The organism is Reyranella sp. (assembly GCF_030651995.1).
GTDB lineage: Bacteria > Pseudomonadota > Alphaproteobacteria > Reyranellales > Reyranellaceae > Reyranella.
Genome location: NZ_JAUSBN010000007.1, coordinates 14955 through 37062, shown reverse-complemented (window position 1 = coordinate 37062; position 22108 = coordinate 14955). Strand labels below are relative to the sequence as shown.

The 22108-nt window shown below is 67.0% G+C and carries 20 protein-coding genes and 1 tRNA gene; 14 read left to right on the top strand and 7 right to left on the bottom strand.

Features of this window, described 5'->3' with window-relative positions; genetic code table 11:
* Positions 1 to 52 precede the first annotated feature (52 nt).
* The gene (locus Q7V45_RS02205; RefSeq protein ID WP_304846247.1) at positions 53 to 1036 is read left to right on the top strand and encodes a zinc-dependent alcohol dehydrogenase family protein; all 984 of its coding nucleotides are present in this window, start codon (positions 53 to 55) and stop codon (positions 1034 to 1036) included.
* 97 nt (positions 1037 to 1133) lie between these two features.
* Positions 1134 to 1829: a CBS domain-containing protein gene (locus Q7V45_RS02200; protein ID WP_304846244.1), complete on the top strand. Its 696-nt coding sequence runs from the start codon at positions 1134 to 1136 to the stop codon at positions 1827 to 1829.
* Between the two features lie 10 nt (positions 1830 to 1839).
* On the opposite strand, the gene Q7V45_RS02195 is transcribed toward Q7V45_RS02200, so the two are convergent.
* Positions 1840 to 2553 (bottom strand): YbaY family lipoprotein, encoded by a 714-nt coding sequence (locus Q7V45_RS02195; RefSeq protein WP_304846241.1) that lies wholly within the window; start codon positions 2551 to 2553, stop codon positions 1840 to 1842.
* A gap of 185 nt (positions 2554 to 2738) precedes the next feature.
* Here Q7V45_RS02195 and Q7V45_RS02190 point away from each other — a divergent pair, with 185 nt between their 5' ends.
* A complete protein-coding gene (locus tag Q7V45_RS02190; RefSeq protein ID WP_304846238.1) occupies positions 2739 to 3365 on the top strand; it encodes a hypothetical protein in 627 nt (208 codons plus the stop codon).
* Positions 3366 to 3369: 4 nt separating this feature from the next.
* Here Q7V45_RS02190 and Q7V45_RS02185 read toward each other — a convergent pair whose 3' ends face one another.
* Entirely contained in the window at positions 3370 to 4059 is a 690-nt protein-coding gene (locus tag Q7V45_RS02185; RefSeq protein ID WP_304846235.1) for a protein-L-isoaspartate(D-aspartate) O-methyltransferase, read from the bottom strand.
* Between the two features lie 49 nt (positions 4060 to 4108).
* A complete protein-coding gene (locus Q7V45_RS02180; protein WP_304846232.1) occupies positions 4109 to 4546 on the bottom strand; it encodes a universal stress protein in 438 nt (145 codons plus the stop codon).
* 164 nt (positions 4547 to 4710) lie between these two features.
* Here Q7V45_RS02180 and groL point away from each other — a divergent pair, with 164 nt between their 5' ends.
* From groL to Q7V45_RS02165, 3 genes are all read left to right on the top strand, one after another.
* Positions 4711 to 6333: a chaperonin GroEL gene (groL, locus tag Q7V45_RS02175; RefSeq protein ID WP_304846229.1), complete on the top strand. Its 1623-nt coding sequence runs from the start codon at positions 4711 to 4713 to the stop codon at positions 6331 to 6333.
* On the top strand, positions 6330 to 7448 hold the full coding sequence (locus Q7V45_RS02170) for a hypothetical protein (protein ID WP_304846226.1): 1119 nt from the start codon (positions 6330 to 6332) through the stop codon (positions 7446 to 7448). The genes groL and Q7V45_RS02170 overlap by 4 nt, the downstream gene beginning before the upstream one ends.
* A 104-nt stretch (positions 7449 to 7552) precedes the next feature.
* Positions 7553 to 8065 (top strand): host attachment protein, encoded by a 513-nt coding sequence (locus tag Q7V45_RS02165; RefSeq protein WP_304846223.1) that lies wholly within the window; start codon positions 7553 to 7555, stop codon positions 8063 to 8065.
* Between the two features lie 42 nt (positions 8066 to 8107).
* On the opposite strand, the gene Q7V45_RS02160 is transcribed toward Q7V45_RS02165, so the two are convergent.
* Positions 8108 to 11716, bottom strand: a complete 3609-nt coding sequence (locus Q7V45_RS02160; RefSeq protein ID WP_304846221.1) for an autotransporter domain-containing protein — start codon at positions 11714 to 11716, stop codon at positions 8108 to 8110.
* On the opposite strand from Q7V45_RS02160, the gene Q7V45_RS02155 reads away from it, so the two are divergent.
* Positions 11715 to 12509, top strand: coding sequence for an alpha/beta family hydrolase (locus Q7V45_RS02155; protein WP_370692542.1), 795 nt, complete (start codon positions 11715 to 11717; stop codon positions 12507 to 12509). The genes Q7V45_RS02160 and Q7V45_RS02155 overlap by 2 nt on opposite strands.
* A 15-nt stretch (positions 12510 to 12524) precedes the next feature.
* Here the strand turns inward: Q7V45_RS02155 and Q7V45_RS02150 are convergent.
* Positions 12525 to 12600: transfer RNA gene (locus tag Q7V45_RS02150), tRNA-Ile, on the bottom strand.
* 65 nt (positions 12601 to 12665) lie between these two features.
* Positions 12666 to 13373, bottom strand: a complete 708-nt coding sequence (locus tag Q7V45_RS02145) for a response regulator (protein ID WP_304846218.1) — start codon at positions 13371 to 13373, stop codon at positions 12666 to 12668.
* Between the two features lie 15 nt (positions 13374 to 13388).
* On the opposite strand from Q7V45_RS02145, the gene Q7V45_RS02140 reads away from it, so the two are divergent.
* Genes Q7V45_RS02140 through Q7V45_RS02130 form a run of 3 tightly spaced genes read left to right on the top strand, consistent with a single transcriptional unit; the run spans position 13389 to position 16028 of the window.
* Positions 13389 to 13556: a hypothetical protein gene (locus Q7V45_RS02140; protein WP_304846215.1), complete on the top strand. Its 168-nt coding sequence runs from the start codon at positions 13389 to 13391 to the stop codon at positions 13554 to 13556.
* Positions 13537 to 15675: an ATP-binding protein gene (locus Q7V45_RS02135; protein ID WP_304846212.1), complete on the top strand. Its 2139-nt coding sequence runs from the start codon at positions 13537 to 13539 to the stop codon at positions 15673 to 15675. Before Q7V45_RS02140 ends, Q7V45_RS02135 begins: the two co-directional genes overlap by 20 nt.
* Positions 15672 to 16028, top strand: a complete 357-nt coding sequence (locus Q7V45_RS02130) for an Hpt domain-containing protein (RefSeq protein ID WP_304846209.1) — start codon at positions 15672 to 15674, stop codon at positions 16026 to 16028. Before Q7V45_RS02135 ends, Q7V45_RS02130 begins: the two co-directional genes overlap by 4 nt.
* Here Q7V45_RS02130 and Q7V45_RS02125 read toward each other — a convergent pair.
* Positions 15992 to 16882: a PaaI family thioesterase gene (locus Q7V45_RS02125; protein ID WP_304846206.1), complete on the bottom strand. Its 891-nt coding sequence runs from the start codon at positions 16880 to 16882 to the stop codon at positions 15992 to 15994. The two genes, Q7V45_RS02130 and Q7V45_RS02125, sit on opposite strands and share 37 nt — an antisense overlap.
* A gap of 78 nt (positions 16883 to 16960) precedes the next feature.
* Between Q7V45_RS02125 and Q7V45_RS02120 the strand changes: the two genes are divergently transcribed.
* The 4 genes from Q7V45_RS02120 to Q7V45_RS02105 all read left to right on the top strand — a co-directional run bounded on the left by Q7V45_RS02120 (position 16961) and on the right by Q7V45_RS02105 (position 22097).
* Complete coding sequence (locus Q7V45_RS02120) at positions 16961 to 17746, top strand: enoyl-CoA hydratase (RefSeq protein ID WP_304846203.1); 786 nt, start codon at positions 16961 to 16963, stop codon at positions 17744 to 17746.
* 21 nt (positions 17747 to 17767) lie between these two features.
* Complete coding sequence (locus Q7V45_RS02115) at positions 17768 to 19567, top strand: acyclic terpene utilization AtuA family protein (protein WP_304846199.1); 1800 nt, start codon at positions 17768 to 17770, stop codon at positions 19565 to 19567.
* Positions 19568 to 19853: 286 nt separating this feature from the next.
* A complete protein-coding gene (locus Q7V45_RS02110) occupies positions 19854 to 20546 on the top strand; it encodes a CerR family C-terminal domain-containing protein (RefSeq protein ID WP_304846196.1) in 693 nt (230 codons plus the stop codon).
* A 15-nt stretch (positions 20547 to 20561) separates the two neighbouring features.
* Positions 20562 to 22097, top strand: a complete 1536-nt coding sequence (locus tag Q7V45_RS02105) for an efflux transporter outer membrane subunit (protein ID WP_304846193.1) — start codon at positions 20562 to 20564, stop codon at positions 22095 to 22097.
* Positions 22098 to 22108 lie beyond the last annotated feature (11 nt).

Here is a 22108-nt window from a genome sequence, read left to right as displayed (position 1 = left end):
GCCATCAAGGCCGCCTGAGGGCCGTCACTCCGAAGGAAGAAGGAGTCCTTCCTTGAAGGCCATGGTTCTCTCTTCCCCCGGCGGGTCGCTCCAGCTCGAGGAGCGGCCCGACCCCCGGCCCGGTCCCGGCGACCTGCTGATCAGGGTCGAGGCCTGCGGCGTATGCCGCACCGATGTCCATATCCTCGACGGCGATCTTCCGGGAATCCGACATCCGATCGTGCCCGGTCATGAGATCGTCGGGATCGTCGAAGCGGTGGGTGGCGGCGTGCCATCCGCACGCCTGGGCACACGCGTCGGTGTGCCGTGGCTCGGCGGGACATGCGGCCATTGCCCCTACTGTGCGGCGGACAGGGAGAATCTGTGCGACCGCCCGGTCTTCACCGGCCTCACCCGGGATGGCGGGTTCGCGACCCATGTCGTGGCCAGTTCAGACTTCTCGTTTGCGCTGAAGGGCTTCGACGATCCGGTGGCCGCGGCGCCGCTGCTGTGTGCCGGACTGATCGGCTGGCGGTCCCTCAAGCTCTGCGGCGAAGCGCACCGGATCGGCCTCTATGGCTTCGGCGCCGCTGCCCACATCATCGCCCAAGTGTGCCGATGGCAGGGGCGGGAAGTCCATGCCTTCACCCGGCCGGGAGATTTTTCGGCGCAGGCGCATGCGCGTTCGCTGGGAGCGATCTGGGCCGGTGGCTCCGACGAAATTCCGCCCCATCCTCTCGATGCGGCCATCCTGTTCGCGCCCGTCGGCGACCTCGTACCGGCGGCGCTGAAGGTGGTTCGAAAGGGCGGGCGCGTGGTCTGTGGCGGCATCCACATGAGCGACATCCCCTCGTTTCCCTACAAGCTCCTCTGGGAGGAGCGGCAGATTCTTTCGGTCGCCAACCTCACGCGCGAGGATGCCCGGGAGTTCCTGGCGCTGGCGCCGCTGGTGCCGGTGAGGACGACAACGACCGTCTACCCGCTGGCGTCTGCCAACCAGGCCATCTCCGATCTGCGTTCGGGCGCCTTCCAGGGCGCGGCGGTTCTGGTGCCCTGACCGGCGTGCGCCTGTGCCGGGATTTGACATGGCGCAATGCGGCCCGTCGCCCCCTGGGCGAACGTGCATCAACAGATCGATCGAAAGGAACCGGGAAATGCGCGCCAAGGACATCATGACCGAGAGCATCGTCTGCGTGAACGTCAAGGAAACGGTGTTCGACGCCGCGGAAATGTTGCTGGGCGCCGGCGTGAGCGCGGCGCCGGTCGTCAACGACCAGGGCAACGTCCTCGGTATCGTGAGCGAAGCCGACCTCATCCATCGCGCCGAGCTCGAGACCGCGCCGCGCAAGTCGTGGCTCTTGCGCCTTCTCGACAGCGAAGCCTCGGTCGCCCGGGATTACGTCACGTCGAACGCCCGCAATGTCGCGGACGTCATGACCCGCGAGGTCGTCACGGCCAGCGACGAGGCCACGCTGGGCGAGCTGGTCGAGCTGATCGAGAAGCACCACGTCAAGCGCATCCCGATCGTGCGGGACAACAAGCTCGTTGGCATCGTCAGCCGCGCCAATATTCTCGGGGCACTGCTGTCGCGCGAGCCGGACAGTGCCGCCGGGCTGCCCGACGACAAGAAGCTCCGCCAGGCCGTGGCGGAAGCGTTCGACAAGCAGGCCTGGAAGTCGCGGTGGCCGGTCAATGTCGTCGTCAGTGACGGCGTGGTCCATCTCTGGGGCTTCGTCGGGGGCGAGGACGTCCGGAAGGCCTACCGCGTGGCCGCCGAGAACGTTCCCGGCGTGAAGAAGGTCAGGAGCCACCTGCGTTCGATACCCGCCACCGTCGGCATGGGCGTCTAGGGCAGGGCCATCAGGGGCCCTTCGATTCGGGCTTCTCGAGCGTGAGAACGACCGGGGCGAGGATTTCCCGGTCGGTCAGCACGCGAGGCGCTGGCAGCCGGTATTGGACCTGGTGGGCTGCGACCAGCCGCGCCATGAGGATCAGCTTGCGGCCCTCGGCCGAAAAGGCTGCGGGCAGCCGCAGGGCAAAGGGGATCGGAACCTGCCAGCCGCTGCGCACCACCTGCTCGGCGAGCAGCTCGCCATCCGGCGAACGGGCGATATCGAAAAGTTGGAGCTGCAGCTCCACGCCCCGCGGCAGCGCGGTCTTCTCGGCCAGCGTAGCGGCACCGGAGATGACCGTCGCCGGCGGCAAGGTATCGCCCAGCTTGGGCATGAGAAGGCTCGCGTGGAACATCAGGGCCTGCCCGTTGGCATCCAGCACGCAGGTGAAGCGGAACGGCACCGAGGTGCCATTCCGGCGATGTCGCGATCCCGTCCCCGTGATGGTGGTCATGATCGGCTGGATTCCCACCGCCTCGTCCGTGCGCTCGATGGAGAGCCACGGCGCGCCGTCTAGGCTGAGCAGGCCGAAGGCCGCGTCCGACTGCCGTGTCTCGAGGCCGGCCTTCCCGGCGCAGCGGGAGAGCATCGGGGTGGAGATGCCGCCGTCGGGGCCCGCCAGGGCGGGAGAGGCGATCGAGGCGGCAAGCAGGGCGGGAAGGAGCCGATGGATGGTCGTCATGGGGCGCCCCTCGGCGGGTAAATGGCGGAGTTCGATGGCTCAGCCTGCCTGCTTCCCGCGCGGCCTCATTGACCTGCGTCAAGCGGCGATCGCGCTCTGCGACCGGATGCCGGTTTGATCTGGATCAGCCCGGGCCGCGTAATTCCCGGCTAGCGTGAGGTCGAAGGCGGGAAGGATCTTCCATCATGCAGGCTCTGCGGCGGATTGTGCGAACGGCTCTGGTGGCCGGCATTGCCACCGGCTTGTGGCTTACCCCGGTTCTCGCGGGCGAGTTCGAGGCCACGGGCTGGACCTTGGAGCAGGGTGTCGATGTGCCCAGCTATGCGGTGATCGAGCCGCGCAGCCGCAATCTCAATCTCGACGTCGTGGTGCTGGCCTGCGAGCAGGCGGACGACCGCCGCATCCCGCAGATCCAGCTCTACCTGACGAATGACGGCCCCCTGATGCCCAATGGCGTGGCGGTGGGACGGACGAAGAGGGATCCGCGCGCCGAGATCGTCATCGACGACCATGTCTTTCCGGTCGGCCTGTTGTTCGCCGAAGACCATGTCGTGCTGAGCGACGAAACCCAGGCACTGTTCCCGCGCGTTTCGGAGCGCCTGCTCGATGCAATCGAGCAGGGCACGACGATGCGGCTTCGCTTTGACCTCATCGCCGAACCGCCGGGAATGCCCGCTGCCTTCGATGGCGAGGCGGTGGTCGATCTTCAGGGTGGCCCGGCCGGCACGCGCGGCAAGGCCGTCGCCGCGGTGCGCCGCTGCGCCACGGGGCCGGCCCCTCAGACCGTCGCGCTCGCAATCCCGAGCCGCTGACCCTTCAGGGGAGATCGACCGAGCCTCGCGGGTCACCTTCAGGCCAGCCCTGTGCTCCGATGAGGGGAACGAACCGGACCGGCTCGAGGCGCTCCGTCCTGTCGTGGCCGTCGCCTGCACGGACCACCCGAACGAGCATCTGTCCCGTGTCCTTGTCGGCCACGGGCATGACCAGCCGTCCGCCCGGGCGCAGCTGGGCTCGCAGGGAGGGCGGTATTCCCGGCCCGTGGGCGGTCGCGACGATCGCATCATAGGGGGCGGCCCGATCCCACCCCAGCGTGCCGTCGCCTTCGATCACGTCCACACCGCCGTATCCCAACCGCCTCAGCGTCTCGCGGGCTGCCCTGGCCAGTGCCGGGATGCGCTCGATCGTATGCACGTCGCGGGCGATATGAGCGAGGACGGCGGCGCCGTAGCCGGAGCCCGTCCCGATCTCCAGCACGCGTTCGCCTCCCTGCAGTCCCAACGCTTCGAGCATCGCGGCAACGATGTAGGGTTGCGAGATCGTCTGACCTTCGCCGATGGCGAGCGGCTGGTCCGTATAGGCTGCGAGGCGGCTCGCCGCGGGCACGAAGGCCTCCCGCGGAACGTGCAGCATGGCGTCGAGAACGCGCCTGTCGTGAACGCCCCGGCCGGCAATCTGGTCGCGAATCATGCGTTCGCGGAGTTCGAGATACGGATTGATCCATTTCATCGCGCCATCCTCCGCCTGCCGCAGCCCTGAGCGGCCTCGCAGCCGATCCTCAGCGATAGACGAGGACCGGTATGGAACTGTGGGTCAACACCTTCGCCGTTTCGCTTCCGAGAATCAGCGCAGCCGCGCCGCGGCGGCCATGCGACGCCATGGCGATCAGATCGCAGCCCTTCGCTGCTGCAGTATCGGTGATCGCCTTGTAGGGCATGGCATGCTCGACATGGATGGCCTCGCACTCCACGCCGAGCGCCTCGGCCTGCCGTTTCGCAGCCTCCAGGCAACGCTTGGCGGCTTCCCCTGCATGCGTCTGATAGGCGGACTGCGTATCGGCAAGCTGAACGCTATCCATGGAGAAGATGTGGAAGGGTTCGATGACGGTGATCACCGTGACCTTTGCCTTGACGTCGCGAGCCAGCTGCATGGCGTTCTGAATGGCCGCCGTGGACAGCGCCAGGCCATCCGTTGGAATGAGGATGTGCTTGAACATGTCCTGATCCTCCCGACTGCATGTTCGGAAGGATATCACAACCGGGACGCTTGCTTCTTGACTTGGATCAACCCGGCCGGCGGGTCGATTGACATGGATCAGGTCGGGCCGGGGTGCGGGAGTCTAGTCTGTGTCCACAGTCAACTTCGAAACGGAGGATGGCCATGGCCTTCAAGCATATGATGTTCCGTGCCGCCGCGCGGGAGAAAGTGCTGCGCGGTGCCACTCAACTGGCCGATGCCGTACGCATTACCCTCGGGCCCAAGTCGAAATCGGTGCTCATCCAGAAGAGCTGGGGCGCGCCGCTGGTCTGCAACGACGGCGTAACCATCGCCAAGGAGATCCAGCTCAAGGACCCGGAGGAGAATCTAGGCGCGCAGATGCTGCGGCAGGCGGCGGAGCGGACCGCGGAGGTGGTGGGCGACGGCACGTCGGGTTCCACCATCCTGGCGCACGCCCTGCTGGCAGATGGCGTGCGCAACGTGACCGCGGGCGCCAGCGCCATCGACATCAAGCGCGGCCTCGATCGCGCGTCCCGGGCGGCCGTCGGCGCTCTGAAGGCGATGTCGCGGCCGGTGACGACACGCAAGGAGAAGGCGCAGGTGGCGACCATTTCTGCACACAACGACCTGGCGATCGGGGAGATGGTCGCGGACGCCATGGAGAAGGTCGGCAACGACGGTGTCATCACGGTCGAGGAATCGAAGACGACGGAGACGGTGCTGGAGGTCGTCGAGGGCATGCAGTTCGACCGCGGTTTCCTGTCGCCCTACTTCATCAACAATCCCGAGAGGATGGAGGCGGCCTTCGAGGATGTCCGCATCCTGCTGTGCGGCCACAAGATTTCCGCGCTGAAGGACATGCTCCCGCTGCTCGACCAGATGGTGAAGACCGGGCGCCCCCTTCTGGTGATCGCGGAGGACATCGAAGGCGACGCGCTCGCCACGCTGATTGTCAACGGACTACGCGGCGCGCTGCGCTGCTGCGCGGTGAAGGCGCCGGGATTCGGCGATCGGCGCAAGGCGATCCTGCAGGACATCGCCGTGCTGACCGGCGGCAAGGTTATCTCGGAGGAACTCGGCCTCAAGCTGGAGGGCGCGTCGATCGAGGATCTCGGGACGGCCAAGCGTGTCGTCATCGACAAGGACCGCACCACCATCGTGGGCGGTGGCGGCGCCAAGGCGGCCATCGAGGCCAGGGTGGCGGCCATCCGGCGCGAGATCGAAGCGTCGACCAGCGACTATGACAAGGAGAAGCTGCGCGAGCGGCTGGCCAAGCTGTCGGGTGGCGTTGCCGTGATAAAGGTCGGTGCGCCCTCGGAGTCCGAAATGAAAGCCAAGAAGGAGGCTCTCGACGATGCCATCAGCGCCACTAAGGCGGCGGTGGCGGAAGGCATCGTTCCCGGCGGTGGCCTCGCGCTCCTGCGCTGCACCGAGGCGGTTGCTGCCGAGGAGGCCGGGGCTGAAGGCGACGAGCGGACGGGCATCCAGATCCTGAAGCGTGCTTTGGAGGCGCCCGCCCGCCAGATCGCGGAGAATTCGGCCGCGGACGGCGGCGTCGTGGTGGCGCGGATGCTTGAATCGAAGGGCAACCAGGGTTTCGACGCGGCGCGCAAACAGTATGTCGATCTCGTCGAAGCCGGCATCATCGATCCCACCAAGGTCGTACGCATCGCCCTGGAGAATGCCGTCTCGGTCGCGAGCATCCTGCTGCTGAGCGAGGCGACCATGACGGAGATCGCCGAGCCGCGGAAAGAGCAGGAACGTGAAGAGGCGGCCTTGATGTGAACGCGATGACGGGCGAGGCGGAAGCGGCAGTCGCGACCGTGGCCAACGGCGAGGTGTGCGTACGCTTCCGCCCGGCCTCTCCGCTCACGCTGCACGGCCGGACCTGCTGGCGCACCGATGGCAACAGTCCGGTCAGGATCGACCGGGACGCCGCCGTCGCGTTCTTCTCCCGCTACGAGCCCATCGGGCACACGCTGAGGCGGGTCGGGCGGCCCGATCTCGCGTTCGACGTCCCGCCGGTGCCGGTGAGGTTCCTCGACGATCCCGGGCCCGGGATCGGCAAATGGATCGAAGCGATCTGGCAGGAGCCCGGCGGGCCCTTGCACGGCTGGTTCCATGCGGAGACGCCGGTCGGTGGGTCCGAGAGGCTGTTCGCGCCCCACATGGGGCGGGTGGTATCCAGCGACGACGGATTGACGTGGCGCCACCGGGGGGACCTGCTGCGCCTACCGCCTGAACGCGTCGACCGCACGTGGCGCAACGGATTCTTCGCCGGAGGTTATGGCGATCTCAGTGCCCTTGCGGATCGTGAAGGCCGGTGGCTCTACGTCTTCTTCTCCAGCTACCATCCCGACGAGCCGGCACAGGGTGTGGCCGTGCTGCGCCTGCCGATCGCGGACCTGGCCGCGCCACCGATGCTCTGGACCGGACAGGGATGGTCGACGGACGTCAGCCGGTCGCCTCGCCCAATCTGGCCGATGCGGCGCGGCTGGCGGCATGCCGATCCCGACGGGTTCTGGGGTCCTGCCGTGCACTACAACCGTGCGCTCGGGGCCTTCGTCATGCTGCTCAACCGCACCGCCGGCGGCACCGGCGATCTGGTGCAGGAAGGCATCTACGCGAGCTTCAACCGCGACCCTGCGGATCCCGAAGCGTGGAGTTCGCCGCTCCGGATCGTCCACGGCGGCGCCTGGTATCCGCAGGCCGTCGGACTGGAGCAAGGGCAGGGCGATACCGAGATGGGAACGGTCGGCCGCTTCTTCATGGCGGGCTTCTCGGCCTGGACGATCGAGTTCTCGCGCGTCGCCGACGGGACGGGCGCCGGCCAGCCGCTGACCTGCACGGCGCAGCAGTTCGCCTCGCTGTTCGGTGCCGACCGTCGGTGTCCCTGGTGATCGGCTCGCGTCGGTGATTGAGGCAGATCAAGTTCGTCAGTCCGCACCGGGCGTAGCCTTCGAACGCAATCGCTCTTCAGAATTTCACTCGCAGGCGAATGATCATGGCCACACGAATCACGAAGACATGGGTCGTCGTTGCCGACGGCGCCCGTGCCCGCATTTTCAGTCCGGACAGGAAGCTGGGAAAGCTCGTTCCGGCCGGCCCTTCCGATCTCGTGTCGCCGGCGAGCCGGCAGCGGACGCGCGACCTCAAGAGCGACCGGCCCGGCCGCGGCTTCAGTACCGCGCGCAGTGGCGCCCGGCACGCCTACGAGCCGCCGCACGACTATCACAAGCTCGAGAAGCACCGGTTCATGGTGACGCTTGCGGGCGTGCTGGAGGATGCCTGCGGCCGTGGTTCCTTCGACGATCTCATCCTGGTGGCGCCGCGCCGCAGCCTCGGTGAGCTGCGCGGCCTCCTGGCGAAGGCGGTCCTCGAATGTGTGAGCCACGAAGTGGCCAAGGACCTCACCGGCGAGCCGCCCAGCAGCCTGCGGCGAAGGCTGCAGCCCGTGCTCACCGGCAAGCTCGGATCCCCACCCAGAATGACCGCCGCCGACCTGAAGCGACGGTGACGTCCGTCGGCGACTGCAGGTCGGGTCAGATCACCGCGTGACTCACCAGGTCATGCGCAGGCCGGCCGTGAGGGCCTGGCTGCCATCGGGTCCGGCCAGCGTGCCTTCGTAACGCAGGTAGAGCGACGTCGCGTCGGCGACGGCGGTGCTGGCAGAGAGGCCCAGCAGGACGCCGTCGCGAACCGGCGAGATGCCGAAAGTAGTGAACGGCGATGCCGGGGCGCCGGCCAGCGCGGCCGTCACCGGCCGGGCGACATCGGCATACTCGTGGCTCCAGCCCAGCCGGAAGCGCATGGCCAGCCTGTCCCGCCAGCCCATATCCATCGACGCCCCCAACTGGGCCCCGATCACCGAGCGCAGCGAGTTGGTCGTTTGCGGTGCGACCGAGAGACTGAGCGACTGTGCCCCGGTCTCGGTGAAACCGTTCTGAGTGCCGGTATAGGCCTGTAGCCGTGCAAACGGCTTGACGAAGGCGTCGGCCCGGGTGCCGATGTCGAAGCTGTAGCCGGTCTCGAACTGGCCGAAGAACTGGTTGGCGCCTGTCTGGCCGAAGGCGGTGCGCGCCGCCAGGCCCGGGATGAGGATCTGCCGCGTCATCCGGTTGTTGCTGTAGGCATAGCCAATCAGGCCGTCGGCATAGAATGGCCCGTTGGCATAGTTGCCGTAGAGACCGGCCTGCACCGTGTCGCTGTAGCCTTGGCCGCTGAAACCCGAGACCCATTGCGTGCCGCCGCTGTAACCCACCGTCACACCGGCGCGGAAGTTCTCGGTGAAGGTCCGGTCGAGGCCGGCAGCGAACCCGCCGGCATTGTAGGTGACGGCGCCCTGCGGGGTGCCGGCGCCAATCGTGCCGAGGCCGCCGATCGCCCCGCCCCAGGCGCCCCAGCGTGGCGTGTCCGACACATCGCACGCGACCTCGCAGGCCTCGGCGAGCGCCACGCGGGCGCTGCCCGACGGGCCGCCGCCGGTGGCCTGGCCGGCAAAATTGTTCATGAAGAGCTGTGCGCCCTGCACCATGGCGGAGGAGAAGCCCGCATAGTTGGTGCCCGAGAGTGCTGTCAGGATCGGCTGGACCTGGGCCGGCGTCAGCGTCGAAAGCGAGCCCAGCACGGTGGCGTAGTCCCCGGTCGCGGTGGCCGCCGTGCTGTCCAGCACATTCGCAACCGCCTGCTGCTGCGGATTGAGCGCCGCGGTGGCGAAGCCGCCGATCTCCAGGGTGAGATAGACGTTGTTGGCGTCGTAGCTGAGGCTCGGCAGCAGGAACGGCGAGCTGCTCGCGACGCTGGAGAAGCTGCCGTTCAATCCGCCGGAGGCCCGCAGGATCGTGTAGGTCGAACGTGGCGCATAACGGCCGCCGGCCTGCACCTGCGCAAGGACCGAGCCGGCGAGCGAGGCGGTGCCCGTCGCCCCGGTGACGTTGAGCCGGCTCGCCTGGCCCGTGTCGGAGACCGCAACCTGGAAAGTGCCGCCGGAGGACTGCATGTACGAACCGTTCACCGTCATCGTGCCGTAAGGCGTGCCCGGCGCCACGACGCCCGCATTGGCCAGCGTACCCGTCAGTGTGCCGGTTCCCGAAAGAACACCCAGGTTCGCGAACGTGCCGGCGAAGGTTCCGTTGTTCAGGAACGAGCCGGTGTTGAGCACGTCGGTGGCCAAGGTTCCTGTGTTGGTGGTGACACCCTGGTTCCAGAAGCCAGCGCCGCCAAAGGATGCGAAGATGCCCGAATTGTTAAAGGTGCCGCCAGGCGCGACCGTCATGCCGCCGATGAGGGTGCCTGTGAGGTTGAGCGTGCCGCCGCTCACTCTTGTGCCACCGGTGTAGCCATTCACCCCGGCAAAGGTTTGCGTGCCCCCTGCGATGGTCACGCTGCCGCCGCTGCCCGGATACTTGCCACCATCGGCGATGATGCCGGAGAACGTGCTGCTCCCGTTGGTGATCGTGAGATTCTGGTCACCGAGGTTCACCTGCCCGGTGCCGCTCAGGTCCTTGATGCTGACCGCCGCCCAGGCCCGCGAAATGTCGAACACGCCATCGTTCACCACGCCGCTCGAGGCGGCAATGCTGCCCGGTCCGGAAATCAACAGCGTCCCTGGAATCCCGGTGGGCGTGCCATCGATTCTGGTCGGGCCGATATAGGTGTTCGTGGCACTGAGCTGTACGCTTCCTCCACTCTCGATCTTGAGGCCCCCTTGACCGGAAACGACGCCGGCCAGTCCCAGGGGAACGTTGCTGCTGGTGACGATCAGGGGGCCGCCGGCGTTGGTGTCGAGCTTCTCGGTGGTGACGAAGAACGACGTGTAGCCGGTCGCCTGGTCGGTCAGGTCGAACATCACCGAATAGAGCGTGAAGAACGGGATGCCGATCGTGTTGGTTTTTCCGCTCCCTTCGACATAGTAGTTGGGGTTGGGTTTGCCGAAGAGTGAGCTTGTTTCTGCCGGCAGGCCGGTGATCGACGCTTGGTCCGGTGTCAGGCCCGTGATCGAGATCGTGCCGGTGTCCTTATCGGAAAAGTCTTTGAAATCCTTGCTCAAGGAATAGTACTTCGTCCCGGTATCCAGCAGTGTGAAGGCCGTTGCCGTTTTTGTCTTGTTCTTGCCGTCCTCGCCGGCTGTCACGGTAACCGTGAAATACATGGCATCCGTCGGTGCCGAGTTGTTCCCGGTTCCGCTGCCGTAGGGATTCGGAAAGGCAGGCGCTTCATCGGGCGACTTCGGCGCCACCCACGGGATCAGGCCCGGAGCCGAACTCGGTGTCGGCATCGCGACGGGGGCGAACTGGCCGATAACCTCCGGTGACAGACCCACCGTCACGCACGGATTGCAGGACAACTCCTTGGTCTTGCCGCCGATCCGGACGGTAGCGTTTTTCTGAGGAGGGGACGGATCGGGCTGAGGCCCATTCGGGTCTATCACATAGCCTAGGCCGTTCGCTGCCACGACGAAACCCTGCTTGGCCGCTCCCGGAATGCTCACCTGCCCGAGTATGCCTCCTGCGACGTAACAGTCCGGCGAGCCGGGGCAACTCGCCTTGGGAAGCTGATCGACGGAAATGCGCGAGCCGAAGACGCCGTAGAACAGGCCCTCCTGCGGAGCAGTATCCTTGGTCGTGGGGTCGGAAAAATAGTGAGGGAAGAAATCGTGTGTCTTGGGATCGGTCGTGGGATCGGTATAGCGGTAGGCAGCATTGATCTGAAAGCCCTGGCCGGGCCCGTCGGGGGTGGTGAGGGTCGCCACCGGGGTTGCCTCCGTCGTCTTTGCGTCGGGCTTGTAGAAGCTGAGCGACGGTATCTGCAGGATGTTTCCCTGATATCCACGACAGCCACCGTCTTCCGAATAGCAGAGCTCTACACCGTTGCCGTTGGGAAGGCTGGAGGGCGGAACGGACGACGTATACCCGGAATATTTGTCACCCCAGGTCTTCGGGTCGAAGGCCGCATTGAACAGCGAGGAGCCGGTGTCGAACAGATATGGTCGCGGCGCCCCGCCGTTGATGCCGATGTTGATCGAGAGACGCGCGGCATAAGATTGACTGTCGAAGACGTAACTCAGTGGGATGCTGACCGGTTGTGTCGGCGTCTGGCCGATCGCCGTGGAAATCTCACAGCAGGCCAGAATTGCCAGCCCACAGACCAACGCGTCGTGCTTCCGCATGCGTCCCTCGAACTCGTCCTCCCCACGCGTTGATCATAATCTGTTTTCTGAATTTTTCATGGTGGTGACTCCCCAACCGATGAAATCTCTTGCGGAAGCGCGGCGGCTGGGCGTGCGTGTCGTGCCAGGAACGACCGTTTCGGCTCTCTATCAAAAGGCTCCTCACGCTCGCGCGCTGGTCGTGCTGGCGCATGGCGCAGGGGCGGGCATGACACATCCATTCATGGTGGCCGTGGCCGACCGGCTTGCCGAAGCGGGTGTGAGCACCCTCAGGTTCCAGTTCCCCTACATGGAGGCCGGCTCGAAGCGGCCAGACCGGCCGGCCGTGGCCCATGCCGCGATACGGGCGGCCGTCCGGAAAGCCGCGAAGCTGGCGCCGGCGTTGCCGCTGTTCGCGGGAGGCAAGTCGTTCGGCGGTCGCATGACCTCCCAGGCCCAGGCGCTGGAACCCCTGCCGAAGGTCCGCGGTCTGGTGTTCCTGGGGTTTCCGCTGCACCCGCCGGAAAAGCCCTCCGTGGAGCGCGCGGCGCATCTGTCCGACATCCACATTCCCCTATTGTTCATCCAGGGCACGCGCGACGCGCTCGCTCGGCCCGCGCTCCTGCGAAAGGTCCTGAAGGGTTTGGGGAAGCGAGCCAGCTTCTGGCCGATAAGGGACGCCGATCATTCCTTCGGTGTTCTGGTCCGGTCCGGCCGGACCAGCCAGGAGGTGCTCGCCGAAATCGCCGACATCCTCGGCAAGTGGATGAAATCTGGAAAGTTGGGCAGACGGCCCGCTGAAGCCCGCACGTGACACCACGAGAGGCGGTGGTAGGCCCGGCAGGATTCGAACCTGCGACATAACCGTTATGAGCGGCTCGTTCTAACCGCTGAACTACGGGCCCCCCGTACCGACCTTGGCCAGCATGGCCGCGCCCCGGGTGCGCCGGGGCCGGACCTTATAGCCCGGCTATTCGGCCGGCGGCACGAACATATAGCCGACACCCCGCACGGTGCGGATCACCGTGGGCTTGTCCGGCGCCGGCTCGATCTTGCGCCGGATGCGCGTGATCCGGAGGTCGATCGCCCGATCGAACGGGTCGCGGGCGCGGTGGCTGGTCGTCTCCAGAAGCCAGTCGCGCGACAGCGGCCGGTTGGGGTGCTCGGCGAAGGTCTTCAGGATGTCGAACTCGCCCGAGGTCAGCGGCACGTCGCCGTTTTCGGAGTCCAGGAGCTGGCGCTTGGACAGGTCGAGCATGTGCCCCCCCATTCGGATGCGCTCCAGCCGCGACGGCGTGGCCTTGTTCACCGACCGGCGCAGCACGCTCTTGCAGCGTGCGAGCAGTTCGCGCGGTTCGTAGGGCTTGGCGACGTAGTCATCGGCGCCGCTCTCGAGGCCCAGCACCTTGTCGACCGGGTCGGCGGACGCCGTCAGCATGATGATCCCGACCCGGGGGCTGCTCTCGCGCAGCCAGCGGGCCAGGGCAAAGCCGTCTTCCGGTCCCGGAAGCTGGACGTCCAGAAGCACCAGGTCGGGCATCGCGCGGGCAATCTGGCGGCGCATCCGGGCGCCGTTCTCAACCGCAATGACCTTCAGCTCATGGTTCGAAAGATAGGTCTCGGCGGCCTTGCGCTGAAATGCGTCGTCCTCGACCAACAACACGGACGGAAGCTGCATGATTTAACCTAATAAATGACTTTCAATGCCTTCAAAATAACACTATTTCTCAATGAATTATATCGTTTTCTTGATATTTTTGATACGATTGGCCTCGCGGAGAATCCGCAAGCTGTAGCTGCCCGATGGGGCGGCGGCTCGAACCCTAGTTCCGGGATGGTTGATGTCGCTCGCCGCCGCTGACCCGGCCGCCCCTCAGGTCGACGAGGCGGAGGCGGCCGCCCGCCAGGACCGGTTCATCCGCGCCGAGCTGGTGCGACGCCTGTTCCACGGATCGGCACCGTCGCGTTACTTTTCCTTTGTCCTCTGGCCGGTGATCGCGGCCATCTACTGGCGGCAGATCGACCTGGTCGAGTTGGCCGGACCGTTCGTGGCATACCTCGGCGTGACGCTGGGCTTCGACCTTCTCCGCCACAATTTTGCGCGTGCCCGACCCGACGACGAGCAGACCCTCCGCTGGGGCTGGTGGTTCGCCGGCTTCACCTTCCTGGGGGGCGCCTGCTGGGGCTGGGCCGGATATCTGCTGGCGTCCAGGGAGTTCGAGCTGCAACGCATGCTGCTCGGACTGGTGCTGCTGGCCACCGTCACGACGGCGGTGCCGATCCGCTCGGCCCATCCGCCCACCTTCTACGCCTTCGCCGTGGCCACTGCGGCACCGCTGCTGCTGGTCCTGATCGCCTCGGGCGGGCCCTTCTACCAGCTCGTCGGCATCGCCGGCGCGGCCTATGTCGGCCATCTGATGGCCTATGTGCGCGACGTGCACCGTTGGCAGTACGACAACATCGCCCTGGCCTACGAGAAGGAGGATCTGGCGCACCGGCTGCAGGTCGCCTACGACGAGGCTCGGCAGGCTCGCGATGCGGCTCTGGCCGCCCAGCGCGACGCGGAGAAGGCCAACCAGGCCAAGTCGACCTTCCTTGCCACCATGAGCCACGAAATCCGCACGCCGATGAACGGCGTGCTGGGCATGATCGACATTCTGGAGCGCACCGAACTCTCGCCCGACCAGCGCGACCACCTGGGGACGGTGCGCTATTCGGCGGCGTCGCTGCTGCGGATCATCGACGACATCCTGGACTTCTCCAAGATCGAGGCCGGGCGTCTCGACTTGGAGCGGGTGGAATTCTCCACCGTCGAGCTGATCGAAGGGGCGGCCGAGGCGCTGGCTGCCCGGGCCTCGGAGAAGGGGCTGATCCTGTCGGCCTATGTGGCGTCCGAGGTGCCCGCTCGGGCCATCGGCGACCCGCTGCGGCTGCAGCAGATCCTGTTCAACCTCCTGGGCAACGCCATCAAGTTTACGGAGAAGGGCAGTGTCCGCCTTTTCCTCGAAGGCGACGGCGGCGAGCAGGACGGCTCGCTCGTGCTCCGCATCCGGGTGGTCGACACGGGGATCGGTCTCACGGCCGCCCAGCGCGAGCGGCTGTTCAATCCCTTCGTCCAGGCCGACAGTTCGACGACCCGCCGCTTCGGCGGCACCGGGCTCGGCCTGTCCATCGTGCGTCGGCTCGCCGAGGCGATGGAGGGACGTGTCGAGGTGCACAGCGCGCCCGGCGTCGGCTCGACCTTCGTCGTCACGGTCAGGCTCGAGGCGGCCCCGCCGGCACCCGCCTCCGCCGGGCTCCCGCTCGACCATCTCTCCCTGATCCTGTCCCTGCCGGACCCGCAGGAGAGCGCCGCCATCGCGCGCTATCTGCGCGACGCGGGCGCAGAGGTCGATGTCGTGGTGTCGTCCGAAGCGGCGGTGACCATCGAGGGCCAGAGCAAGCACCAGGGCAATCAGGTGTGTCTCGCCGACCTCAAGCGCCCGTGGCGACGTGACGTGCTGGTGCGGGTGATCGCGCAGGCCGCCGGACGGACGGGCTTTGTCGCTCCGGCGGCGCAGGCGCCGGCTCCGGTCGGCCGGCTGGGCGGTCGCGTCCTGGTGGTCGACGACAATTCGGTCAACCGCCGGATCCTGGCGCGGCAGCTCGAACTGGCAGGCACATCGGCCGACATGGCGGCCGGCGGCGAGGAGGCGCTGGCGATGTGGCGCTCGCGTCCCTACGACCTGATGCTCGCCGACCTGCAGATGCCCGACATGGACGGCTTCGAACTGGCCCGGCGCATTCGCCAGGGCGAGGCCTCGACCGGCAGCGCGCGCCTTCCGATCCTCGCTGTCACCGCCAGCGCGCTCGAGTCGGAAGAGGAGCGCAGCCGGGCGTCCGGGATGGATGGGTTCATCACCAAGCCGGTTGGCATCGAGCAGCTGAAAGCGACCCTGGAGGTCTGGCTGAAGGATGAATCGCGGGAGCGCGTGACATGAGCCCGGCCTACGATCGCAACCGGCTCGTCGAGCTGTTCGGCGACAACGCGGCCACGCTCGCGGAGATCGAGCGCGAGTTCCTCGACACCGCGCGAAGCGCCCACGAGGAAATTCGCGCGACTGAAGATCTCGATACGATCGCGCGGGCGGCGCACCGGCTGAAGGGCGCTTCCGGCATGATCGGCGCGGCGGCGCTCGGCAGGATCGCCGACGCCGTGGAACGCGCGGCCCTGTCCGGGGACCTGCCGGCTGTGCTCGGCCTCGACGGAGCCCTCGCGCAGGAAGTGTCGAAGGTGGCCGCTCAGGCCGGTGCAGATCAGGCCCGCGGCCTCAGCATCACCGTCGCGGAGTAGGAGAGCAGGCCCCTGCCGTTCTGTTCCAGCAGACCGCGCAGGAAGGCAATCGACCGTCCGTGCTTGGGGACTTCCACGCGGGTGACCAGCGGCGCGGAAATGTCCCCGGCGGCCAGGAACTCGGCGGCGAAGGAGACGGTGGCGGGCGCGAGGTCGGTCGTCAGGGCCGCAGCGCGCGTGATGGCGGTGTCGGCAAAGCTCATCATGTAGCCGCCGTGGAGCGCACCGCCAGAGTTGCACATGCGCGCCAGCGTCGGCTGCACCAGCGAGGCGCCGTCGGCCTCCTTGCGGACGAAGGCGGGGCCAATATGCGTGGAGTAGGCGCTGGCCTTGAACGGCTCGAAGCCCTCGGGCACGACCTGCGGCGGCAGGTCGATCCTCGACGGCGCCTGCTCGTCCTTGCGCGCCATCGCCTTGGCGCGGGCGACGTGCCGGCACACGCCCGACCACAGCGCGATCGTGCGGCCCTCCTGGGTGATCGAGCCGCGCGCGAAGGCGAGGCGGCCCGTGACCTGCAGCGGCTCGCCGCGCGCTTCCAGCGGCGGTCCTATGGCCGCGCCGTTCAGAAACTCGACGGCGATGCTCACCGTCATGGCGAAGGACGTGTTGGTGCCGCCGTCCGCAGCGCGGCCGGCCACCAGGCAGAGCGCATAGTCGGCGAAGGTCAGGATGCCGCCGCCATGCACCCCGCCCATGTAGTTGCCGTGGCGCGGCAGGGTCGGTAGCACGCAATGCACCGTGCCGGCCTTCCGGGCATCGCCCTGGAGGTCGAAGTAGAACGGCCCAACATGATCCTCGAACGGATCCGGCGGCACGAACACGGTGTAGCGGGAGAGGTCGATCGTATCGGGCATTGGCTCTTGTGAAGCGTCGTTGGCGGGTTCTAATAGGGGAGAATCACGCAATCACAAAGACCCACGGAGCGAAACGTCATGGCGGAGTCCGCGCACAAGATCGAGATCCGGCGCGAAAAACGCGATGCCGGCACGGTGGCTCATCTCGTATTCGACAATGCGCGGCGTCTCAACGTCCTGAACCCGCCCGCCCTGCACGATCTCACCGCGACGTTCCACACGCTGTCGGCCGAGGAGGATCTGCGCGTCGTCGTCTTCTCCGGCGCCGGCGGCCGGGCCTTCATCGGTGGTGCCGACATCAACCACATGGCGGGCATGCGGACCTCCGAGGACGGCCGCGCCTTCATCACCATGGTTCACAAGCTCTGCCAGTCGATCCGCGACTGTCCGGTACCGGTGATCTGCCGCATGGAAGGCTACACGCTGGGCGCCGGCCTCGAAGTGGCGGCCGCCTGCGACCTGCGCATCGCCACCGACACGGCGCATTTCGGCATGCCCGAGGTCAAGGTCGGCGTTCCCTCCGTCGTCGAGGCGGCGCTGCTGCCGCGCCTGATCGGCTGGGGCCGCACCTCGTGGATGCTGCTGACCGCCGAGAACATCGATTCGCGCAGGGCCGAAGCCTGGGGCATGGTCGAGGAGGTCGTCGAGGTGGCGAAGATCGATGCGGCCGTCGAGCGCTGCGTGAATTCCATCGTCGATGCGACGCCGCTCGCCGTGCGGGCGCAGAAGCGGCTGATGCGGCGCTGGGAGCGGCTGCCGCTCGACGAGGCGGTCCAGGCCGGAATCGATTCCTTCGCCCAGTCGGTCGCCGAGGGCGAGCACGTCGAGCGCATGGCAGCATTCGTCAATCGCAAGAAGAAGTAGGGCGACGAGAGGGGCTGGGCGATGAGCAAGAAGACCGTCCGCATCGGCTGCCACTCGGGCTTCTGGGGCGACACAGAAACCGCCGCGGTGCAGCTCGTGCGCCACGGCAACGTCGACTATCTGGTCAGCGACTATCTTGCCGAAGTCACCATGTCGATCATGGCGGCGCAGAAGCTGCGCAATCCGCAAGCGGGCTATGCCATCGACTTCGTGTCGGTGGTCATGGCGCCGCTGGCGCGCGAGATCGCCGAGAAGAAGATCAAGGTCGTGACCAATGCCGGCGGCGTCAATCCGCTGGCCTGCCGGGAGGCGGTCCTCAAGGCCTGCGAGGCGGCGGGCGTGACGCTCAAGGTCGCGGTCGTGCTGGGCGACGACATCCTGCCGCGCGTCGAGGCGTTCCGCGCCGCCGGCATCCGCGAGATGGATACGGGCGCGGAGCTGCCGGCGAAGATCGCCAGCATGAACGCCTATCTCGGCGGCTTCCCGATCGCGCGGGCGCTGGCCGAGGGCGCCGACGTGGTCATCACCGGCCGTTGTGTCGATTCGGCCGTCACGTTGGGCGCATTGATCCACGCGTTCTCGTGGACACCCGAGGAGTTCGATCGTCTCGCCGCCGGGACGCTGTGCGGCCACATCATCGAGTGCGGCGCGCAGTGCAACGGCGGCAACTTCACCGATTGGCGGCTGGTACCGGACTACGACAACATGGGCTTCCCGATCGCCGAAGTGTCGAGCGACGGCAGCTTCGTGCTCTCCAAGCCCGACGGTACCGGCGGCCTGATCACGACCGCGACGGTCGCCGAGCAGATGCTCTACGAGATCGGCGATCCGCGCGCCTACATGGTGCCCGACGTGGTGTGCGATTTCACGCAGGCGACCTACGAGCAGGTGGCCAAGGACCGCGTGCGGGTGAGTGGTGCCCGCGGCCGCCCGCCCACCGACACCTACAAGGTCTCGACGACCTGGCCCGACGGTTACAAATTCAGCTCGATCTTCATGCTGGGCGGACGCGAGGCGGTCGCGAAGGGCCGACACAGTGCGGAGTCGATCATCAAGAAGACGCGCCGCCTGTTCGGCGAGAAGGGCATGGCGGATTATCGCGACGTCAACATCGAGGTGATCGGCAGCGAGGCGACCTATGGGCCGCACGGCCGCGTGCCCGACGCTCGCGAGGTCGTCGTGAAGATCGCCGCCCGGCACGACCAGAAGGAAGCGCTGGCGCTGCTTGGCCGCGAGATCTCGCCCATGTCCACCGGCGGCGTGGTCGGCATGACCGGCAGTTTCGGTGCCGGGCGCGTCTCCCCGTCGCCCGTCATCCGCATGTTTTCCTGCCTGGTGCCGAAGTCGATGGTGCCGGTCACGGTCGACGTCGACGGTCACAGGATCGCGATGCAGGAAGGCGCGCTGAGCGGCGACTTCACCATCGCACAGCTTCCCGTTGAGGCGCCCGCGGCGGCGCCGTTGCGGGCCGGCGATACCGCCACCGTGCCGCTGATCGCGCTCGCCTACGGCCGCTCCGGCGACAAGGGCGACAACGCCAACATCGGCATCTTCGCGCGCCGGCCGGAGTACGAACCCATCCTCGATGCCGAGGTGACGGAGGCGGCGGTGGCCAGCTACTTCGCCCACCGCATCGAGGGACCGGTCACGCGCTGGCGGCTGCCGGGCATCAAGGGTTTCAACTTCCTGCTGCGCAAGGCGTTGGGCGGCGGCGGCATGGCCTCACTCAAGGCGGATCCGCTGGCCAAGGCCTTCGCCCAGATGCTTCTGGACATGCCGGTGCGCGTGCCGACGTCGATGGCGGCCAAGCTCGAGTCTTGACGTCCGACGCCGAGGCGCGGGGAAGGCGATCAAGCCCGCGATTTCCCGGTTGAGGACCTCGCGCGCGTCGAGCCGGATGATGTCCCTCGCGCCCGTGCCATAGGCTTTCTGGCGATCCCGGCAGGATGGCATGAAGCACGATGCCCGCCGTTGCCAGCGGGACGCCAAACTTTCGATTGCCCCCTTCACCGGCTCAGAATTCGCGCCGCCCGCGAGAATTACTATCGATTGACATAGTTTATCGACTGATAGTAATTGGCTCGGGACCGCACTGCTCAGGGTAGCGATGATTAACATTCCAACCACTGCACGTGGCCGCCAGGGCACCCAGGCGAGGGGCGAGGATACGCGCCGGCGCATCCTGGAAACGGCGCTCGATCTCTTTGCCGCCCATGGATACGAGGGTGCCAGCACCCGGCAGATCGCCGACGGCGCGGGCGTAAACCTCCCGGCCATCCAGTACTATTTCGGCAACAAGGAAGGCCTCTACCGGGCGATCATCGAGGACATCGTCGCCGACACGGAGCGGCACATGTCCGGGGTGCTGCCCCGCGTCCGCGCCGCGCTCGACGATCCGGGCGTTACGCCGGCCGAGCTGAGGGAACTTCTGTGTGAGACGCTCGAAGCCTTCATCACCGTGGTGACGAGCGGCCCGCAGGTCGACAGCCGGCGCCTCATTTTCGCGCGCTCCGAGGTGGAAGAGACACCCGGGCTCGACCGGTTGCACGAGAACGGCATGCGGCAGATCTTCAATCCCTGTCTCGCCCTGTTCGCCCGCATCCACGGCAAGTCCGAAGGCGATCCCGAGATGACGATGCGCACGATGGCGCTGATCGGGCAGGTCGTCATCTTCTGCAACAACCACAAGCGACCCATCCTCAAAGCGGTCGGTCTCGAGGGAGAGAACGTTCTGTTGATGAAGCAGATCGTGCGCGAACAGACGCTTGCCATCTGTCGCGGCGTCGTGCCCGAAAAATAGTTTCAAGAGTACAGCATGCACAGGCGGTCACCCTTTCTCGTGGCCTTCACGGCCTTCCTCCTCGCCGGCTGCACCGCCGGTCCGGATTTCGTGAAGCCGGCCAAGCCGACATCGACTGGCTACACGGCCGAGCCGTTGGCCCTTCAGACCAGCTCCGCGGCCAGTCCCGGCGGCGGCGCGCAGACTTTCGTGCCCGAGCAGGACATTCCCGGCGAGTGGTGGGCCCTGTTCCAGTCGCCGCAGCTCGACGCTCTGGTTCGTGAATCGCTGCAGGCCAATCCCGACGTCGACGCCGCCCAGGCGGCGCTGCGACAGGCGCGGGAACTCTACTTCGCCCAGCAGGGTGGCCTGTTCCCAAGCTTGAACGCCAACGGGTCGGGCCAGCAGCAGCTCGCTTCGCCAGCTTCGCAGGGGCAGGTGGGATCGGCCGCCATGTTCGGCGTCACCGCGGCGTCGCTCAACATCTCCTATTCACCCGACGTGTTCGGTGGCGTGCGGCGCCAGGTCGAATCCCGGGAAGCGGCGGCGGAGAACCAGCGCTTCCAGCTCGAGGCGACCTATCTGACGCTTTCCTCCAACGTCGTCGTGGCCGCGATCAACCTCGCCTCGCTGCAGGCCCAGATCAAAGCGACCCAGGACGTCGTCAACATCCTCAACAATTCGCTGACGGTGGTGCGCCGCCAGTTCGATCTGGGTGGCGCCTCGCGCGCCGACGTCCTGGCCCAGGAGGCGGCCCTCACGCAGACCCAGGCGACCTTGCCGCCCCTGCAGAAGCAGCTGGCCCAGCAACGCAACCAGCTGATGCGGCTGGTCGGCCGCTCGCCGGATCAGGACCGCGGCGAGAGCTTCGATCTCGCCAGGCTCAAGCTGCCGCAGGAACTTCCGCTCAGCCTGCCCTCGACGCTGGTCGAGCAGCGGCCGGATGTGCGGGCGGCCGAAGCGCAGCTCCATGCCGCCAGCGCCGATATTGGCGTCGCGGTCGCCAACCAGATGCCGCAGTTCACCATCACCGGCCTGCTGGGGTTCACCTCGGGCGGGATCAGCTCCCTGATCGTGCCGGGCTCTGGCGTGTGGAGCATCGGCCTCGGAATCGCGCAGACCGTGTTCGACGGCGGCAAGCTCGACCATCAGCGTCAGGCCGCGATCGCCGCCTACGAGCGTGCGGCCGCGCAGTATCGCGGCGTCGTGCTGTCGGCCTTCCAGGATGTCGCCAACGCTCTGCGGGCCGTGCAGTACGATGCCGACACGCTGCGGGCCCAGGTCGCCGCCGAGCAGACCGCAGCGGCGAGCCTCCGACTCTCCGAGCAGCAGTATCAGCTCGGTGCCGTGAACTATCTGATCCTGCTCAACGCCCAGCAGACCTACCAGACCGCCGTCATCAACCGGCTGCGGGCACAGGCCGCGCGCTACTCCGACACGGCGGCGCTGTTCCAGGCGCTGGGGGGCGGCTGGTGGAACCGCACCGACGTCGATCCGAAATCGATGGGCAAGCCGACGCGCTTCGCGCTGCCGCCCGTCCAGGACATCAAGCTTCCGCGCGCCGGTCACTGACCGGTCGTTCT

Bases quoted from the DNA above. Each gene is read 5' to 3' on its own strand.
- groL (WP_304846229.1), top strand. From the start codon at position 4,711: ATGGCCTTCAAGCATATGATGTTCCGTGCCGCCGCGCGGGAGAAAGTG.
- Q7V45_RS02165 (WP_304846223.1), top strand. From the start codon at position 7,553: ATGGCCACACGAATCACGAAGACATGGGTCGTCGTTGCCGACGGCGCC.
- Q7V45_RS02200 (WP_304846244.1), top strand. From the start codon at position 1,134: ATGCGCGCCAAGGACATCATGACCGAGAGCATCGTCTGCGTGAACGTC.
- Q7V45_RS02145 (WP_304846218.1), bottom strand. From the start codon at position 13,373: ATGCAGCTTCCGTCCGTGTTGTTGGTCGAGGACGACGCATTTCAGCGC.
- Q7V45_RS02120 (WP_304846203.1), top strand. From the start codon at position 16,961: ATGGCGGAGTCCGCGCACAAGATCGAGATCCGGCGCGAAAAACGCGAT.
- Q7V45_RS02130 (WP_304846209.1), top strand. From the start codon at position 15,672: ATGAGCCCGGCCTACGATCGCAACCGGCTCGTCGAGCTGTTCGGCGAC.
- Q7V45_RS02110 (WP_304846196.1), top strand. From the start codon at position 19,854: ATGATTAACATTCCAACCACTGCACGTGGCCGCCAGGGCACCCAGGCG.
- Q7V45_RS02125 (WP_304846206.1), bottom strand. From the start codon at position 16,882: ATGCCCGATACGATCGACCTCTCCCGCTACACCGTGTTCGTGCCGCCG.
- Q7V45_RS02140 (WP_304846215.1), top strand. From the start codon at position 13,389: ATGACTTTCAATGCCTTCAAAATAACACTATTTCTCAATGAATTATAT.
- Q7V45_RS02190 (WP_304846238.1), top strand. From the start codon at position 2,739: ATGCAGGCTCTGCGGCGGATTGTGCGAACGGCTCTGGTGGCCGGCATT.
- Q7V45_RS02180 (WP_304846232.1), bottom strand. From the start codon at position 4,546: ATGTTCAAGCACATCCTCATTCCAACGGATGGCCTGGCGCTGTCCACG.
- Q7V45_RS02135 (WP_304846212.1), top strand. From the start codon at position 13,537: ATGTCGCTCGCCGCCGCTGACCCGGCCGCCCCTCAGGTCGACGAGGCG.
- Q7V45_RS02185 (WP_304846235.1), bottom strand. From the start codon at position 4,059: ATGAAATGGATCAATCCGTATCTCGAACTCCGCGAACGCATGATTCGC.
- Q7V45_RS02155 (WP_370692542.1), top strand. From the start codon at position 11,715: ATGCGTCCCTCGAACTCGTCCTCCCCACGCGTTGATCATAATCTGTTT.
- Q7V45_RS02105 (WP_304846193.1), top strand. From the start codon at position 20,562: ATGCACAGGCGGTCACCCTTTCTCGTGGCCTTCACGGCCTTCCTCCTC.
- Q7V45_RS02115 (WP_304846199.1), top strand. From the start codon at position 17,768: ATGAGCAAGAAGACCGTCCGCATCGGCTGCCACTCGGGCTTCTGGGGC.
- Q7V45_RS02195 (WP_304846241.1), bottom strand. From the start codon at position 2,553: ATGACGACCATCCATCGGCTCCTTCCCGCCCTGCTTGCCGCCTCGATC.
- Q7V45_RS02160 (WP_304846221.1), bottom strand. From the start codon at position 11,716: ATGCGGAAGCACGACGCGTTGGTCTGTGGGCTGGCAATTCTGGCCTGC.